This window comes from Caballeronia sp. LZ033 (assembly GCF_031451265.1).
In the GTDB taxonomy this organism is placed as follows: Bacteria; Pseudomonadota; Gammaproteobacteria; order Burkholderiales; family Burkholderiaceae; genus Caballeronia.
The window spans coordinates 181,544-196,503 of record NZ_JARUXQ010000003.1 but is presented as its reverse complement, the minus strand read 5'-3'; the positions used below and the strand labels follow the sequence as shown (position 1 = coordinate 196,503).

The window sequence follows — 14,960 nt, the reverse complement described above, 5'->3', positions numbered from 1 at the left end:
GATAACGATTTCGGCACAGCGGCGGCGGACCAGCGACGTCCTGGTCCCGATCTGCATGCGGCATGGACCAGCACATCGTCCTGCCGGCACCGCCAAGCGCGTGTACCATGCTTTGAGCTTCGGGATAACTCGCACGTGTGAACGGGAGACGATGCGATGCGCGTATTGCTCATCGACGATCACGCACTCTTCAGAGCCGGGCTCGCATTGCTCGTCACGGAGCGCTTTCCCGATGTGGAGCTGCTGCATGCCAGCACCCTGGCGCAAGGCATGCAGCTCGCGACGCAGGATCATCCGGACATCGTCTTCCTCGATCTCGAACTGCCTGACGGCCACGGCTGCGAGGGCCTCGTCCGCCTGAAGGACGCGCGGCCTGCCTTGCCCGTGGTCGTGATCTCCGCCGATGAACGCGTGGAGACGGTCAGCCGCTGCATCGAACTGCGCGCGATGGGTTATGTGCCGAAGTCGTCCTCGCCTTCGGCGCTGCATGCCGCGATCGGCGCCGTGCTCTCAGGGGGCGTGTTCCTGCCGGCCGTGAGCATCGCCGGCATGAGACGCGCGTTCGAAGCCGGTCAGGAGCCGGAGCCGCCAGTGCAGGAAGCACACGCGCCGTGGGACGCGCCAGGTTTCGGACTCACGCCCAGGGAATTCGAAACGCTTGCATGGCTCGTACGCGGTCTGCCGTCGAAGGCCATTGCCGCGAAGATGGGACTCGAAGACATCACGGTGCGAAAGTACATCAGCCACCTGCTGGCGCACTTCGACGTGCGGCGACGGACCGAACTCATCGTCATGATGGCCGACAAGGGCATCACGCTCGGCGTGCCGCCGGTCACGCATCCTTCGCCAGATCGACATTGACCCGCCGCCGGGCCGTGACGTATTCGCTGATCGACGCCAGCAGAGCCGCAGGCGCGGACGACTTGCGCAACAGCAGGAACGGTTGCGGGAAGTCCTGGAGGACGTGATCGGACAGCAACTCACCGGTGATGAAGGCAACGGGGATCTTTCCCGTCCATGCGAAGTGCCGACGGATCCGCTGCGCCACGTCCGTGCCGGTGACGCCGTCGCGCAGGCGGATATCGGTCACGATGAGATCGGGGATGCGGGAGTCATCGGCGAGGATGGCTTCGAAGCCCGCCATCGATTCAGCCGCATCCACGCGTGCGCCCGCGCTCGACAGCAGACGCCGCAGACCTTCGAGCACGGCGGGTTCGTCGTCGCACAGCAGCACGTAGAGGCCGTCGAGATCGGGCGCGTTGGCTGGGATGGCCGTCTCGCTCGCGCACGCCGCGGGCTTCGCTTCGGATATTTTTGCGTAGAGCGAGAAGCGCGACCCGCGCCCTTCCACCGAGGCGAAGCTCATCTCATGTCCCGGCAGGATGCGGATTACACGCTGCACGATCGACAACCCCAGCCCCAGTCCCTTCGAGCGGTCGCGACCCGGATTGTTGATCTGGAAATACTCGGCAAAGATCGCCTCGCGATGCACCTGCGCGATGCCGATTCCCGTGTCGCGCACATCGATGCGCAGCCGGTCGCCGAGCCGTACCCAGCCGAGCACGACGCCGCCTGACTTCGTGTTCTTGATTGCGTTCGACACCAGATTCGACAGGGCGCGCTTGAACAGCAGGCGGTCGGTTTCGATGAAGGGCGGATGCTGCCGGCGCGCGCTGATTGCAAGGCCGATTCCCTGCAAACGCGCCGCCTCGCGGAATTGTTCGACCACTTCGGTCAGCAGGTCGTGCGTGCTGACAGGCGTCAGTCGCGGCACATACATCCCCAGCTCGCTGTAGTCCTGGATGTCCTTGAACATGCCGAGAATGTCGGAAGCTGTTTCCTCCACCACCGCGAGATCCCGCTCTGCCGCCTCTCCGTCCTTGATCCGGGCTCGCGCACTGCGTATGAAGAGATTGATTGCGGCGAGCGGCTGCTGGATGTCGTGATAGGCCGCTGAGAAGAACCGCTCCTTTTCCTTGAGCAACGCCTGCATGCGCTGATTCTGCTCGTTGACCGCGCGCGAGGCCGCTTCGACACGCGCCCGGGCCGCGCGCAGGTTACGCCGATAGATGAATTCGCGCCGTGCCGCGCGTTCGAGCGGAATGCTCACGATCACGCCGATCACATAAGTCATGACGATGACCACGCCGTGACCCAGCGCTGCCTCGGGATGCCAGCCGGGCTTCTCGTCGGGAGGCGCGAAAAGCAGCATCAGCAGATAGGCCGCGACACAGGTTCCTATGAGCCACGCCGCCGTGATCGCGCGAAGCCTGAAAGCCGTGAAGACCATGAACAGCGTAAGCGTCAGGATCGAATAGGCTTCACGCCACGGAAAGTTGCCGACATAGATCTCCAGCAAGCGCACGACGGAAAACCAGCTGCTGAATGTCCAGAGACTCAGCAAGCCGACAGCCCAGCGTTCGTCGAGTGCGCGCGGCGTCCAGAGCACGACGGGAATCAGCATGCCGATTGCGCCGCCTGTCCTCAACAGCAGGATTTCGGCATGGTGCAGATGCGCGGGATCGAGCACGTCGAGGCGTCGCGAATCGATGACGGAAAACAGAATCCACAACGCGGTAAAGATGGCAATGGCCAACAGGCGCTGCGCAGAGAAACGGCGCGCATAGTCTTTCCTGAACGCCCGTTCCTGAGCCGCCGATCTGAACTTGCGCACCCCGAAACCTGACGATTTCATGACGATGCCCGGTCAGAAATTCCACTGTCCGCGAATGCTGCTGCATGCCGATCAAATCAGAATAGCAGCATGCGATTCGAAGGGACATATACACATGTAGCGATCCGAACGAGCTTTCCTGATTGCGGATATCTACATCTTTCTTTCCCGGAAACTCGATACGCCTACCTGTGTGTCTTTAAAGCATGAAGGCATCGACCGACACTTCACAGCACCTGATCGGCACGGGCCAATCAGGCTGACGAAGCAAACGTCCCGGGAGAACATCATGCAATGCAATCGAATCATCGCCGCCGGTATCGCACTGGTGGCAACGGTCACGGCAGGGTCGTGCCTGGCCCAGTCCGCGACGGATCAGCCCGCCCCCTCGACGGCAACATCCATGCAATCCGACACGCCCGCTCCCCTCACGCGCGAGCAGGTCATGCGCGAACAGGCCGACTTCCAGAACAGCGCCCAGGCTGCGGAGATGCGCGAGATTTACCGGGGTGGTAGTTGAGAAGCTTGATGAGGACAACGCACGCGCAAGGAAGATGGCACTAAAAAAGTGAAAACATGGCCACGTTCCGGTGCCTGAAAATGCTATGTGCGTTACCCCACGTTAGAGAATCGATAGCCGCGCGACCGATTTTGTAATTACCTAATCTCCCTTTGCGCGGATGAGCGATCGCAATGAATCGCAACGAGGAGAGAAGGTTATGAAAGCCATTCCATCGATGGTCAAGGCATGCCACGCTCTGATCTTCGCGCTTGCGGTGATGCCTGGGTTATGTTTCGCCCAGGCCAACCTGAACGCACGTTCATTCACCGATGTCGACGATACCGCCGACAGCACGGCCGACAACACGGTCGTATCCACTTCGAACGGACTCGCTTCGATTATCCAGCGTCTGCAATGCGCAGCGGGCTGAATCCATCCGGCAACACCGCAAGCGTTTCCCTGACGGCGCAAATGGCGACGTATCAGCTTTACAACCCGTCCACGAACGCATTCGATACGGTGAACATGCGCTCGTACAACGGCTGTCCGGTGGGACCGACCATCAGCATCAAGACCGGGTCGACGCTCACGCTCAACTTCACGAACAACCTTCCGAAAAATCCGACCGATACCTGCCCGGCGAGCACCATTCCGGGCATCGAGCACATCACGCCGCATTGCTTCAACGACACGAACATCCACACGCACGGCCTGCATGTCTCGCCGATGGACCCCGCCGACAACGTGCTGCTCACGGTCCATCCGAAAGCCGATGTCCAGGCCAACCCTGCGCTGGGCGCGTATCAGCACAAGTACGTGTACAAGATTCCTTCCGATCATCCGTCGGGGACGTTCTGGTATCACGCGCACCTGCATGGCTCGACGGCAATCGACGTATCGAGCGGCATGGCCGGCGTGCTGATCGTGCGCGGCTCGCGGCAGGCGCGCAGCACCCAGGCGGGCAGCGCGGATATCGACACGATACTCAAGCGCCGTCTGCTCCCGCTGCCGCTGCGTGAACATGTCTTGCTGTTCCAGCAGATCGAGTACGCGTGCTTCTCCGATGCCACCTCCACCACGCCCCTGCTCGATCCCACGACCGGCGAGTGGACCTGCCCGGCGGGCAAGATCGGGCAGATTCGCGGCTATAACAATCAACTCGGCTTTATCTTCGATACACGCGTGGGCCAGCCGCCCGGCGCCAATTCATCGTGGATCGTCTCGGGGCATTACACGCAGATCAACGGCGTGGTGCAGCCGGTCTTTCCGAGTGCGCTGACCTTCGTGCCGGCGGGTGAGGTGCGCCGCTTCCGCATGGTGCATGGCGGCAATCGCGACACGATCAACGTGAAGATCGTGCGTGCGAACCTCGCGGTGCTCGGTGTGGCGGACTCGACTTCGCTGAGCGCGGCACAAGTCAACGCCGCCACCAACACGGCCGCCAACGCACTCTCCAACTCGCGCACCAAGGCATCGCAAACCATCACGCTCGATCAGGTGTGCAGCGGTGAGGTCGTCAAGCAGCTGGAATTCGCGGAAGACGGCATCACGATGACGAACATGCTGGAAAAAGACGTCAACGCGATGAATCCCGGCTATCGCAGCGACGTGCTCGTGGCGTTTCCATCGCCGGGACTTTATTGCGTTCTCGATGAAGCCGCGCCCAGTTCGCAGACCATCAACTTCCGCCCGACCGCGACCAAGGTCAAGGATCGGCGCTTGTTGTCGCTCGCGCGGGTCGGTCCCGGCGTGAATATCCCGAACACGACGGAAGGCAGTCACTCGAAGTACTGGGTCTATATCCGCAATCAGCTTGTCGCGGCCAATCCGCTCCTGCCGTCCACGGTCAAGAGCCAGTTGAATTCGCTGCAATTGACCGCCTTTGCGCCGACCGCCGAAGTGGATGGTCCGATCGAACAGGTGAACAATGCGACGTTCGACATCACGCTTCCGACGGGCTTCACCATCAATGGCGCAGGCTATGATCCCGCCAGCATTCCCGTAACGGGTACACTCGGCACGACCGATGAATGGAACATCACGGCGTCGCCTTTTGCTCCGCACATGTTCCACATCCATATCAACAAGTTCAAGATCATGGACATCAAGAACGGCACGACGTCCATCTTCGATGCGAACGGCGACTGCAACTCCGGAGATGGCACCGATACCGAGTATTGCCATCTCAAGGGCGTGGTGCGTGACACGCTGTTCATCAAGGCGGGCTATACGCTCACCATGCGCACCGTCTACGAGGATTACACGGGCGAGTTCGTCATGCATTGCCATATCCTCGATCATGAAGACCGCGGCATGATGGAAAACGTGCAGGTGGTCACCAAAGGGCAAGCCATGCTGCAACGTCTGACGAGCCCCATCACGGCGATGTCGAAGGACGCGAACCGCTGGCTCGCGCGTCTTCGTGGCGAGGATGAAACGAAGCTCGCCCTCGCCTCATCGTTGTGTTCCGCAAGGGATTACGCACGGCGTTGACCGGCGAAGCGCCCCGGCCGTGAGGCATAGAATGAGCAGGCGTTCACGCTTTTCATTCAACCCTCACCCGGGAGCAGCGACATGAATGAACTCTATCGCCTCAAAGGTTTGTCGAGCGCGGTGTCCTACCGCGATCCGAAACTCGGCTTTCGCTTTCTCGAAGCGGCATTCGGATTCGAGCCGCTCTTCGTGATCCTCGACGCCAGTGACGACTTCGTGCACGGCGAGCTGACCTTCGGCGACTCGGTTGTCATGATCGGCCGGGAATGGAGCGACGATCATCGCAGCCCGCGTTCCATCGACGGCAAGAACACGCAGTCGGTCCATGTGCAACTCGCGGAGGGCGAGGACGTGGACGCGCATTGCGAACACGCCCGTTCAGCAGGCGCCCTTATCGTTGCGAAGCCGGAGACGCAGTTCTACGGCGAGCGGACCTATCGTGCCAAAGATCCGGAAGGGCATATCTGGACGATCGGCGTGCTGGTGAAGAGGATGACGCCGAAAGAGTGGGATGCGGCGAGCGGGCTGGTTACGCGGGAACGGCTGGACTGAGCACGAGAGTGCGTGTCAGCGGGTGAAGAGCAAACGCTCCGTTTGCCGGATGCTGCCCTCTTGATAGTACGAGGCATACCATCTTTCGCTGTTCTTCTTCAGGCACAAGGGCGCAGGGGCTTTTCCACCCGCCTCGGCGCGCTTGAGCGCCGCCGCGAACGCATAGTGATCCACCAGACGCAAACCTTCGATGGCGAAAACGGTGGCAATCGCTTTGTCATGAATCGCGAACAGGTTGTCGCCGTTCAGCTCTTCTCCAAGCTCGGCCAAATTCGATGAACCGCCAAACACAACGGGATGAGCGCCGTTGAAGTCGACCACCACGAACTTATGATGAACAATGTGGGCCACGGCGTTGCGCACCTCAAGCTCGGCGTTGAACGGCGGCGGAAACTTCTCGGGGTTCTCCTTCGAATAGACAAGCTCGCCACCCCGATCAGGCGTATAGACTGTCGTTCCATTCACCGTATTGTCGGCGGCTTCGACGTTATCGGAGATGCCGTACGAGAAAACGGTGTGCGAGTTGTGTAGCTCACGCAGTGTTTCCAGCACCTTGCTCGTTCCGCCGAGTTCCATCACGGCGAAGATAACGGAACTCTCGGCGTCCTTCAAGGCAGACAGAAGCGACTCCAATGAAGACGTCGGATGCGCGTGTGGCGCGAAGGACAGCGCGATCGCAGGTAAGCTGGCGTCATCGATATTGGACTCGCTGCGCGCGATGTCGGCTTTCTGGAACGCGGAGGCGTCCATTCCGGTGTCGAATGCTGCCTGAAACGCCGCTGCGTATTTCGCGGCTACCGCCCTGGCGTCAAACACGACAACATGATTTGCGTTGACATACAGTCCGGTGACCGAGAAATTCGTCGACCCGCTCAGCACTCGTATCGCCTGCCCGGACGCATCCCGTTTGATCAACACCTTGTTATGTTGAAAGCGCCCGAACTTGCCACGCTTGAAATTGGCTTGATGCTCCGCTTCCGCTGAGTTGCGAATGAATTCGAACGCCTGCCCGTGTGCGGACTTTGGACCGTGAAGTCTGGCATCGTCGGCGAGCAGGCGTAAGCGTCCGGCTTGCGCTAGCGACGCGAACGCATTGATCATGTCAGGCTCGTTCAGGTCATAGACGCACGCATCGAGCGTGCATGTCGTGTCGGTATGACAGTCGTTCAGAAAGTCGATAATCGCCTGACGTGCATGTCCGCCAAGCCAGGTCCACTGTTCGATGAACGGGCCGGTGGCAAAATTCCATTTTCCCTTGCTCTGCCGGCGCTGAAAGGCCGCATTGTGAAACTTGTCCGCGTAGGCCTGGGATGACAGATAACCGCGCGTGAAAGCCACTTCGATCAGACCGCTTCGGAACGGAGCCACTTCTATTTCGAGCTTGACGCGCTGATCATCGACCAGTTCGATCGACGTGTCATCATTGCCGTCCTTGAAACGTCTGACGATGACCTCATAACGCAGACTTCCTTTCGAGTCTTCCGGCGGAAAGTCGATCCACCAGAACTTCTGAAACGGCGCCGTATTGGAAGGGAAGAATTTGTGATCGTGCGATACGTCCGGATCGGTATAGGCGCCTGCAAAATTCAGACGGTTGCCGAGCCATGTCCAATGTTCATTCGCCGAAGATGAGCGTTGAATGGCGAATCCCGCCAGGCGTTCAGTCAGGTCATCGGCCAGACTGAATGCGAGCAGAACGCAATGGTCGCCCGAGTAAGCCTTGACACTCAGCCCGCTATCCGCGGCTGACGCATTGAAGACTTTGGTCATGTCGACAGGTGTGTTGGGTTGGTTCCGGTGACATCCGGCGTCCATCTCATCGGCGACATCCATCTGCAGAACGCGCCCTATCGTTCTCACAGCCACGCATTCCGGAACGATATCTCTGTATAGGCGCTGCATGGGTTTGATGCAAGTCTCCACCGCAGTGCATTGGATGACTTCGTTGGCATCGGCGCACAAGTCATCCTGTTCGCGGCACGCGCCTTCGCGATAACCCAAGGGACACGCCTGCAACGCTCTCCTCGAGAGGATCCGCAACGGTCGCTCGCAACTCGATTTACTTGACATCTAAACTATTCGACTCTAAATTATCTCCACGAGCAAACGCGAACTGGAGAACCCGGCATGCGCATTGTCTGCATCGGCGGCGGCCCGGCTGGGCTTTACTTCGGCTTGTTGATGAAGCGCCGGCATCCCGCCAGCGAGGTCATCGTGGTCGAGCGCAACCGCCCTTACGACACCTTCGGCTGGGGCGTCGTCTTCTCCGATCAAACCTTGGGCAATCTGCGCGCCGCCGACGCTCCCAGCGCCGAAGCCATTCTCGGTGCCTTCAATCACTGGGACGACATCGAAGTCCATATCAACGGCAGCACGGTCCGTTCGTCGGGTCACGGCTTTTGCGGCATCGGAAGGAAACGTCTGCTCAATATCCTGCAGACGCGTTGTGAAGCACTCGGCGTCAAGCTCGTCTTCGAAACGCACGTCGTGAACGACGAAGACTACGAAGCCGATCTCATCATTGCCTGCGACGGCGCCAACAGCGCGATCCGGCAGAAATACGCCGCCACGTATCAGCCGGATATCGACCTGCGCGACTGCCGATTCGTCTGGCTCGGCACGAACAAATGCTTCGACGCCTTCACGTTCGCGTTCGAAAAGACCGAATGGGGCTGGTTCCAGGCGCATGCGTACCGCTTCGACGACAACACCTCGACCTTCATCGTCGAAGCGCCAGAACGCGTCTGGCGCGCGGCAGGCCTTGCCGACATGAGCAAGGAGGAAGGCATCGCGTTCTGCGAGAAGCTCTTTGCCCGGTATCTCGACGGCCATCCGCTGATTTCCAACGCATCGCATCGGCGCGGTTCCGCGCAGTGGATACGCTTCCCGCGCGTCGTGAATCGCGAGTGGGTTCACTGGCGAGAGGACGCGAACGGCAAGCGCACACCCGTCGTCCTGATGGGCGATGCCGCGCACACCGCGCATTTTTCCATCGGCTCGGGCACGAAGCTCGCGCTGGAAGATGCAATCGAACTGGCGAACAGCATCGACACCGCGTTCGCCAGGCGTGACGGCGATCTCGAAGGCGCGCTCGATCACTACACCCGAGTCCGCAGCGTAGATGTCCTGCGCATCCAGAACGCCGCGCGTAATTCGACTGAATGGTTCGAAAACGTGGACCGCTACGCGTCGTTCGAGCCGGAGCAATTCGCTTACTCGCTGCTGACCCGCTCGCAACGCATCTCGCACGAAAACCTGCGCGAACGCGACGCGCGCTATCTCGCGTCGTTCGAACACTGGCTCGCGGAACGCTCGGGCATCGTGCGCGACACGAACCAGCGCGCCGTCCCGCCGATGTTCACGCCCTTCACGCTGCGCGGCGTCACGCTGAAGAACCGCATTGTCGTATCGCCGATGGCGCAGTATTCCGCCGTCGATGGCATCGCGGGCGACTATCACCTGATGCATCTCGGCGCGCGCGCCATGGGCGGCGCCGCGCTCGTGATGACGGAGATGACTTGCGTGTCAGCGGAGGCTCGCATCACGCCGGGATGCCCCGGCATGTACACGTCCGGGCAGCTTGCGGCGTGGCGGCGCATCGTCGCGTTCGTGCATGCGCAGTCGGACGCGAAGATCGGCATGCAGCTCGGTCATGCGGGCGCGAAGGCATCGACGCGATTGGCCTGGGAAGGCATCGATCAACCGCTTCCGGACGGCAACTGGCCGCTCGTCTCTGCATCGCCGCAGCAGTATCTGCGCGACGTGAGCCAGTGGTCGCGCGAAGCCTCGCACGACGACCTGCGCGAGATCGAGGCGCAATTCGTGCGCGCCACCCGCATGGCCGATGAAGCGGGCTTCGACTGGCTCGAACTGCATTGCGCGCATGGCTATTTCCTGTCGAGCTTTCTGTCGCCGCTCACGAACCGTCGCACCGATGAATACGGCGGCTCGCTCGAGAACCGCTTGCGCTACCCGTTGCAGGTCTTCAGCGCGATGCGCGCCGTCTGGCCGCAGGACAAGCCGATGTCAGTCCGCATTTCGGCGCACGACTGGGTCGATGGCGGCACGACTCCCGACGATGCTGTGCAGATCGCACGCGCATTCAAGGCGGCGGGCGCCGACATGATCGACGTCTCGTCGGGCCAGGTCAGCAAGGACGAAAAGCCGGTGTACGGGCGCATGTTCCAGACGCCCTTCGCCGACCGCATCCGCAACGAGGCAGGCATCGCCACGATGGCCGTGGGCGCGATCTCCGAGGCGGATCACGTCAACAGCATCATCGCTGCCGGACGCGCCGACCTGTGCGCGGTGGCGCGCCCGCATCTCGCCAATCCATCGTGGACGCTGACCGAAGCCGCGAAGATCGGCTATTTCGATATCGCGTGGCCTCGCCAATATGCCGCCGCGAAATCGCAACTCGAGCGCAATCTGGAGCGCGAGCGTGCCAGCGCCGCCGAGCATGCGAGTCTCAGTCCGCAAGAACGCGCACAACGCGCCGAAGGAAGCGTCTGATCATGTTCTCTCTGAACGGCAAACATGCGGTGATAACCGGTGGCGGCAGCGGCATCGGCGCTGCATGCGCGGAAGCGCTGGCGCAAGCCGGTGCGCGCATCACGTTGATGGGCCGCGACCTTGCGCGCCTGGAAGCGCAACGCCATGCAATGCGCAGTGACGCGGACGCAGCCTGCGTGCCGGTAGACGTGACCGATGAAGCCGCAGTCGCCGCTGCCTTCGCGCGTGCCGTGGAACGCCATGGCCCGGTCGATGTGCTCGTCAACAACGCGGGCCATGCCCAGGCCGCACCCTTCGCGCAAACCGATGCTGCATTGTGGCAACGCATGCTCGACGTGAACCTCACAGGCGTGTTTCTCTGTACCCGCGCCGTGCTGCCATCGATGCTCGAACGCGGCTTCGGCCGCATCGTCAACGTCGCGAGCACGGCCGGGCAGACCGGCTATGCCTACGTCGCCGCCTATTGCGCCGCGAAGCACGGCGTCATCGGCCTGACGCGCGCGCTGGCCGCCGAAGTCGCGACAAAGGGCGTCACGGTCAACGCCGTCTGTCCCGGCTATACGGAGACAGAGTTGCTGCGTTCATCGCTCGACCAGATCATGTCGAAGACCTCGCGCAGCGAGCAGGACGCACGCGAAGCGCTCATGCGCAACAATCCGCAACGCCGTTTCATCCAGCCCGAGGAAGTCGCCAGTGCCGTGCTGTGGCTCTGCGCGCCCGCATCGGCTTCGATGAACGGCCAGTCCATTTCCGTTTCCGGTGGAGAAGTCACGTGACGCAAGCCGCACGCAACCGAAAAGCGCCCGCCGCCGGCGACGCAAAAGCCCCGCGCAAGGGCGTCGAAAAGCCGGCGGACAATGTCGTCGATCTCGAAATGAGCACTGGCGCGGACAGCCACATGGGCCTGCGTCTGTGGCTGCGCATGCTGACCACGACCAACCTCGTCCAGGCCGAACTGCGCAAGCGCCTGCGCGCCGAGTTCGACACCACGCTGCCGCGCTTCGATCTGATGGCGCAGCTCGAACGGCATCCGCAAGGGCTCAGGATGACCGAGTTGTCGCGCCGCATGATGGTCACGGGTGGCAACGTGACGGGCATCACGGATCAGCTCGAAAAGGAAGGGCTCGTGTCGCGCTACGCCGATCCCGACGACCGCCGTTCGATCAGCGTTCGCCTCACGCCGCAAGGCCGCGCATCGTTCGACAAGATGGCTGCCGCTCACGAGCAATGGGTCGTCGAGATGTTTGGCGGGCTCGAACTGAACGAGAAGTCGCAGACGCATCAGCGCCTCGGCAAACTCAAGCAGCATCTGTTGAAGACATTCAAGGAATGAAGGAGCGATCGATGACCTCATCCGCCGCCGCCGCGCTTCTCGCCGGCAACCGCATCGAACTCGCGGGGTATCGCGCGCAACATGTCCTGTGGTGCGTGGCGGGCGGTGTCGGGACGATCACGCTGAACCGGCCCGAACGCAAGAATCCGTTGACCTTCGAATCGTATGCCGAGCTGCGCGACCTGTTTCGCCAGTTGGCGTATGCGACGGACGTGCATGCCGTCGTGATCCAGGGCGCGGGCGAGAACTTCTGCTCCGGCGGCGACGTGCATGACATCATCGCGCCGCTGATCGATCTGCCGATGCCCGAGCTGCTGCTCTTCACGCGCATGACCGGTGATCTCGTCAAGGCCATGCGCCATTGCCCGCAACCGGTGATCGCAGCGGTGGACGGCGTTTGCGCGGGCGCGGGCGCCATTCTCGCGATGGCATCGGATCTGCGGCTCGGCACCGCGCGCAGCAAGCTTGCGTTTCTGTTCACGCGCGTCGGGCTTGCGGGCTGCGACATGGGCGCGTGTTCGATCCTGCCGCGCATCATCGGGCAGGGGCGCGCGTCGGAACTGCTGTTCACAGGCCGCTCGGCGTCGGGCGAGGAAGCGCATGCCTGGGGGTTCTACAACCGCCTGTGCGAACCGGATTCCCTGCGCGATGAAGCGGCACGCCTCGCCGCGGATCTCGTCGCAGGACCGACCTTCGCTCACGGCATCACGAAGAAGATGCTGCATCAGGAATGGAACATGGGCATCGACGAAGCGATCGAAGCCGAAGCACAGGCACAGGCCATCTGCATGAGCACGCGCGACTTCGAGCGCGCCTACCGCGCCTTCGCCGCCAAGTCCCGCCCCGTGTTCGAAGGAGACTGAATTGACCGTCGATCCGCACAGCGCGCTCGCGTGGCCGTTTTTCGAGGACCGTCATCGTAAGCTGGCTTGCGAGGCCGATGCATGGGCATCGGCGCATCTGAAGCACATCGATCACGCCGATCCTGACACCGCCTGCAAGCAGCTTGCGCGCATGCTCGGCGAGGCGGGCTGGTTGAGGCACTGCATCGGCGGCACCGCTTACGGCGCGTCGGGCGATGCCATCGATACGCGCGCCGTCTGTCTGCTGCGCGAAACGCTCGCGAAGCACGACGGCCTGGCGGATTTCGCGTTCGCGATGCAAGGGCTCGGCTCGGGCGCCATCACGCTCGCCGGCACCGATGCACAGAAGCAGCGCTACTTGCCGCGCGTCGCAGCCGGCACGGCGCTGGCGGCGTTCGCGCTGTCGGAGCCCGAAGCCGGCTCGGACGTAGCCGCGATGTCGCTGCAAGCTCACGCCGATGGCGACACCTACGTGCTGAACGGCGAGAAGACCTGGATTTCGAACGGCGGTATCGCGGATTTCTATGTGGTGTTCGCGCGTACAGGCGAAGCGCCGGGTGCGCGAGGCATCAGCGCGTTCATCGTCGATGCAGACACCGACGGGCTCGAGATTGCCGAGCGCATCGACGTGATCGCGCCGCATCCGCTCGCGCGGCTGCGTTTCAACGCGCTGAACGTGCCGCGCAACCAGATGCTCGGCGCGCCTGGCGAAGGCTTCAAGCTGGCGATGCGCACGCTCGACATCTTCCGCACCTCGGTCGCGGCGGCGTCGCTGGGTTTTGCGAGGCGTGCGCTGCAAGAAGGTCTGGCGCGCGCAACATCACGCCAGATGTTCGGCCAGACCCTCGGCGACTTCCAGTTGACGCAGGCGAAGCTCGCGCAGATGGCGCTGACCATCGATACCAGCGCGCTGCTCGTCTATCGCGCGGCCTGGCTGCGCGATCAGGGCGAACGCGTCACGCGCGAAGCCGCCATGGCGAAATGGCATGCGACAGAAGGCGCGCAGCAGGTCATCGACGCAGCCGTGCAACTGTGGGGCGGGCTCGGCGTGAAGCGCGGCATGGCAGTGGAGTCGCTGTATCGCGAGATTCGCGCGCTGCGCATCTATGAGGGCGCCACCGAGGTCCAGCAACTGATTGTCGGGCGCGATCTGCTGAAGGCGCAGGGAGACAGCACGCGATGACACCCACCTTCGAGATGCCGGTACGCATCCGCTTCGCGCACTGCGATCCGGCCGGCATCGTCTACTTTCCGCAATACCTCGTGATGACGAATGCGCTGGTCGAAGACTGGTTCGACGACGCGCTCGGCATCGAGTATGCGCACATGATTTCGGTGCGCCGCGTCGGGCTGCCGATCGTCAAGCTCAACTGCGAATTCTCGCGTCCCAGCCGTCTCGGCGAAACCGTGACGCTCTCGCTGAGTGTCGATTCGGTGGGGCAGCGTTCGGTGCGCATCGGGATCGTGTGCCAGTGCAACGGCGAAGTGCGCTTCCGCTCCAGACAGGTTCTCGTGACGACCTCGCTCGACGATGGCCGTTCAATCGACATTCCCGGCGACATCGCCCGCGCCATCGAACAGTTCGCGCCGGGCACGAGCCGCGCCTTGCAGGAGGAATCGGACACATGAAGAAAACGCTTCTGCCTCCGGGCTGGATCAAGCCGCGCGGCTATGCGAACGGCGTCGCGGTGCGTGGCACGCAGGTGTACATCGCCGGCCAGATTGGCTGGGACGAACAGGCGCGCTTCGTCAGCCGCGAGTTCGGCGCGCAGGCCGCGCAGGCGCTGCGCAACGTGGCGGCCGTGCTGCGCGAGGCAGGCGGCAAGCCGGACCACATCGTGCGCATGACCTGGTACGTGACCGACAAGCGCGCGTATCTCGCGGCGGCGAAGGAGATCGGTGCGGCGTTTCGCGAGCATATCGGCGACTACGACATCGCGATGAGCGCCGTGCAGGTCGTCGCGCTGATCGAAGACGATGCGCTGGTGGAAATCGAAGCAACGGCTGTCATTCCCGACTGAACGGAGCGCG

Annotated in this window: 14 protein-coding genes; 12 read left to right on the top strand and 2 right to left on the bottom strand. The window is 62.3% G+C overall.

Annotation, left to right across the window (positions count from 1 at the left end; genetic code table 11):
- Positions 1-156: 156 nt before the first annotated feature.
- Complete coding sequence (locus tag QCE62_RS22215; protein ID WP_309923257.1) at positions 157-861, top strand: response regulator transcription factor; 705 nt, start codon at positions 157-159, stop codon at positions 859-861.
- Here the strand turns inward: QCE62_RS22215 and QCE62_RS22210 are convergent.
- Entirely contained in the window at positions 833-2,695 is a 1,863-nt protein-coding gene (locus QCE62_RS22210) for a hybrid sensor histidine kinase/response regulator (protein ID WP_309923256.1), read from the bottom strand. The two genes, QCE62_RS22215 and QCE62_RS22210, sit on opposite strands and share 29 nt — an antisense overlap.
- A gap of 268 nt (positions 2,696-2,963) precedes the next feature.
- On the opposite strand from QCE62_RS22210, the gene QCE62_RS22205 reads away from it, so the two are divergent.
- From QCE62_RS22205 to QCE62_RS22190, 4 genes are all read left to right on the top strand, one after another.
- Positions 2,964-3,194, top strand: coding sequence for a hypothetical protein (locus QCE62_RS22205; RefSeq protein ID WP_309923254.1), 231 nt, complete (start codon positions 2,964-2,966; stop codon positions 3,192-3,194).
- A gap of 199 nt (positions 3,195-3,393) precedes the next feature.
- Positions 3,394-3,606, top strand: a complete 213-nt coding sequence (locus tag QCE62_RS22200; protein ID WP_309923252.1) for a hypothetical protein — start codon at positions 3,394-3,396, stop codon at positions 3,604-3,606.
- A 41-nt stretch (positions 3,607-3,647) separates the two neighbouring features.
- Positions 3,648-5,669 carry a multicopper oxidase domain-containing protein gene (locus tag QCE62_RS22195; RefSeq protein WP_309923249.1) on the top strand — a complete coding sequence of 674 codons (2,022 nt, stop codon included), beginning with the start codon at positions 3,648-3,650 and terminating at the stop codon, positions 5,667-5,669.
- 81 nt (positions 5,670-5,750) lie between these two features.
- On the top strand, positions 5,751-6,221 hold the full coding sequence (locus QCE62_RS22190; RefSeq protein ID WP_309923248.1) for a VOC family protein: 471 nt from the start codon (positions 5,751-5,753) through the stop codon (positions 6,219-6,221).
- 15 nt (positions 6,222-6,236) lie between these two features.
- On the opposite strand, the gene QCE62_RS22185 is transcribed toward QCE62_RS22190, so the two are convergent.
- Positions 6,237-8,222: a phospholipase D-like domain-containing protein gene (locus QCE62_RS22185; protein ID WP_309923246.1), complete on the bottom strand. Its 1,986-nt coding sequence runs from the start codon at positions 8,220-8,222 to the stop codon at positions 6,237-6,239.
- Between the two features lie 126 nt (positions 8,223-8,348).
- On the opposite strand from QCE62_RS22185, the gene QCE62_RS22180 reads away from it, so the two are divergent.
- The 7 genes from QCE62_RS22180 to QCE62_RS22150 are packed head-to-tail and all read left to right on the top strand — an operon-like array spanning position 8,349 to position 14,950.
- Complete coding sequence (locus tag QCE62_RS22180) at positions 8,349-10,733, top strand: bifunctional salicylyl-CoA 5-hydroxylase/oxidoreductase (RefSeq protein ID WP_309923245.1); 2,385 nt, start codon at positions 8,349-8,351, stop codon at positions 10,731-10,733.
- Between the two features lie 2 nt (positions 10,734-10,735).
- Positions 10,736-11,509 carry an SDR family NAD(P)-dependent oxidoreductase gene (locus QCE62_RS22175; protein ID WP_309923243.1) on the top strand — a complete coding sequence of 258 codons (774 nt, stop codon included), beginning with the start codon at positions 10,736-10,738 and terminating at the stop codon, positions 11,507-11,509.
- On the top strand, positions 11,506-12,066 hold the full coding sequence (locus QCE62_RS22170; protein ID WP_309923241.1) for a MarR family transcriptional regulator: 561 nt from the start codon (positions 11,506-11,508) through the stop codon (positions 12,064-12,066). The genes QCE62_RS22175 and QCE62_RS22170 overlap by 4 nt, the downstream gene beginning before the upstream one ends.
- 11 nt (positions 12,067-12,077) lie before the next feature.
- Positions 12,078-12,929 carry an enoyl-CoA hydratase family protein gene (locus QCE62_RS22165; RefSeq protein WP_309923239.1) on the top strand — a complete coding sequence of 284 codons (852 nt, stop codon included), beginning with the start codon at positions 12,078-12,080 and terminating at the stop codon, positions 12,927-12,929.
- Position 12,930: 1 nt separating this feature from the next.
- On the top strand, positions 12,931-14,112 hold the full coding sequence (locus tag QCE62_RS22160; RefSeq protein WP_309923237.1) for an acyl-CoA dehydrogenase family protein: 1,182 nt from the start codon (positions 12,931-12,933) through the stop codon (positions 14,110-14,112).
- Positions 14,109-14,558, top strand: a complete 450-nt coding sequence (locus tag QCE62_RS22155; RefSeq protein ID WP_309818371.1) for a thioesterase family protein — start codon at positions 14,109-14,111, stop codon at positions 14,556-14,558. Before QCE62_RS22160 ends, QCE62_RS22155 begins: the two co-directional genes overlap by 4 nt.
- The gene (locus QCE62_RS22150; protein ID WP_309923235.1) at positions 14,555-14,950 is read left to right on the top strand and encodes a RidA family protein; all 396 of its coding nucleotides are present in this window, start codon (positions 14,555-14,557) and stop codon (positions 14,948-14,950) included. The genes QCE62_RS22155 and QCE62_RS22150 overlap by 4 nt, the downstream gene beginning before the upstream one ends.
- Positions 14,951-14,960: the final 10 nt, after the last annotated feature.

Coding starts and splice junctions, on each gene's coding strand:
- QCE62_RS22175 (WP_309923243.1), top strand. CDS start 10,736: ATGTTCTCTCTGAACGGCAAACATGCGGTGATAACCGGTGGCGGCAGC.
- QCE62_RS22210 (WP_309923256.1), bottom strand. CDS start 2,695: ATGAAATCGTCAGGTTTCGGGGTGCGCAAGTTCAGATCGGCGGCTCAG.
- QCE62_RS22165 (WP_309923239.1), top strand. CDS start 12,078: ATGACCTCATCCGCCGCCGCCGCGCTTCTCGCCGGCAACCGCATCGAA.
- QCE62_RS22150 (WP_309923235.1), top strand. CDS start 14,555: ATGAAGAAAACGCTTCTGCCTCCGGGCTGGATCAAGCCGCGCGGCTAT.
- QCE62_RS22195 (WP_309923249.1), top strand. CDS start 3,648: ATGGCGACGTATCAGCTTTACAACCCGTCCACGAACGCATTCGATACG.
- QCE62_RS22180 (WP_309923245.1), top strand. CDS start 8,349: ATGCGCATTGTCTGCATCGGCGGCGGCCCGGCTGGGCTTTACTTCGGC.
- QCE62_RS22190 (WP_309923248.1), top strand. CDS start 5,751: ATGAATGAACTCTATCGCCTCAAAGGTTTGTCGAGCGCGGTGTCCTAC.
- QCE62_RS22215 (WP_309923257.1), top strand. CDS start 157: ATGCGCGTATTGCTCATCGACGATCACGCACTCTTCAGAGCCGGGCTC.
- QCE62_RS22205 (WP_309923254.1), top strand. CDS start 2,964: ATGCAATGCAATCGAATCATCGCCGCCGGTATCGCACTGGTGGCAACG.
- QCE62_RS22200 (WP_309923252.1), top strand. CDS start 3,394: ATGAAAGCCATTCCATCGATGGTCAAGGCATGCCACGCTCTGATCTTC.
- QCE62_RS22155 (WP_309818371.1), top strand. CDS start 14,109: ATGACACCCACCTTCGAGATGCCGGTACGCATCCGCTTCGCGCACTGC.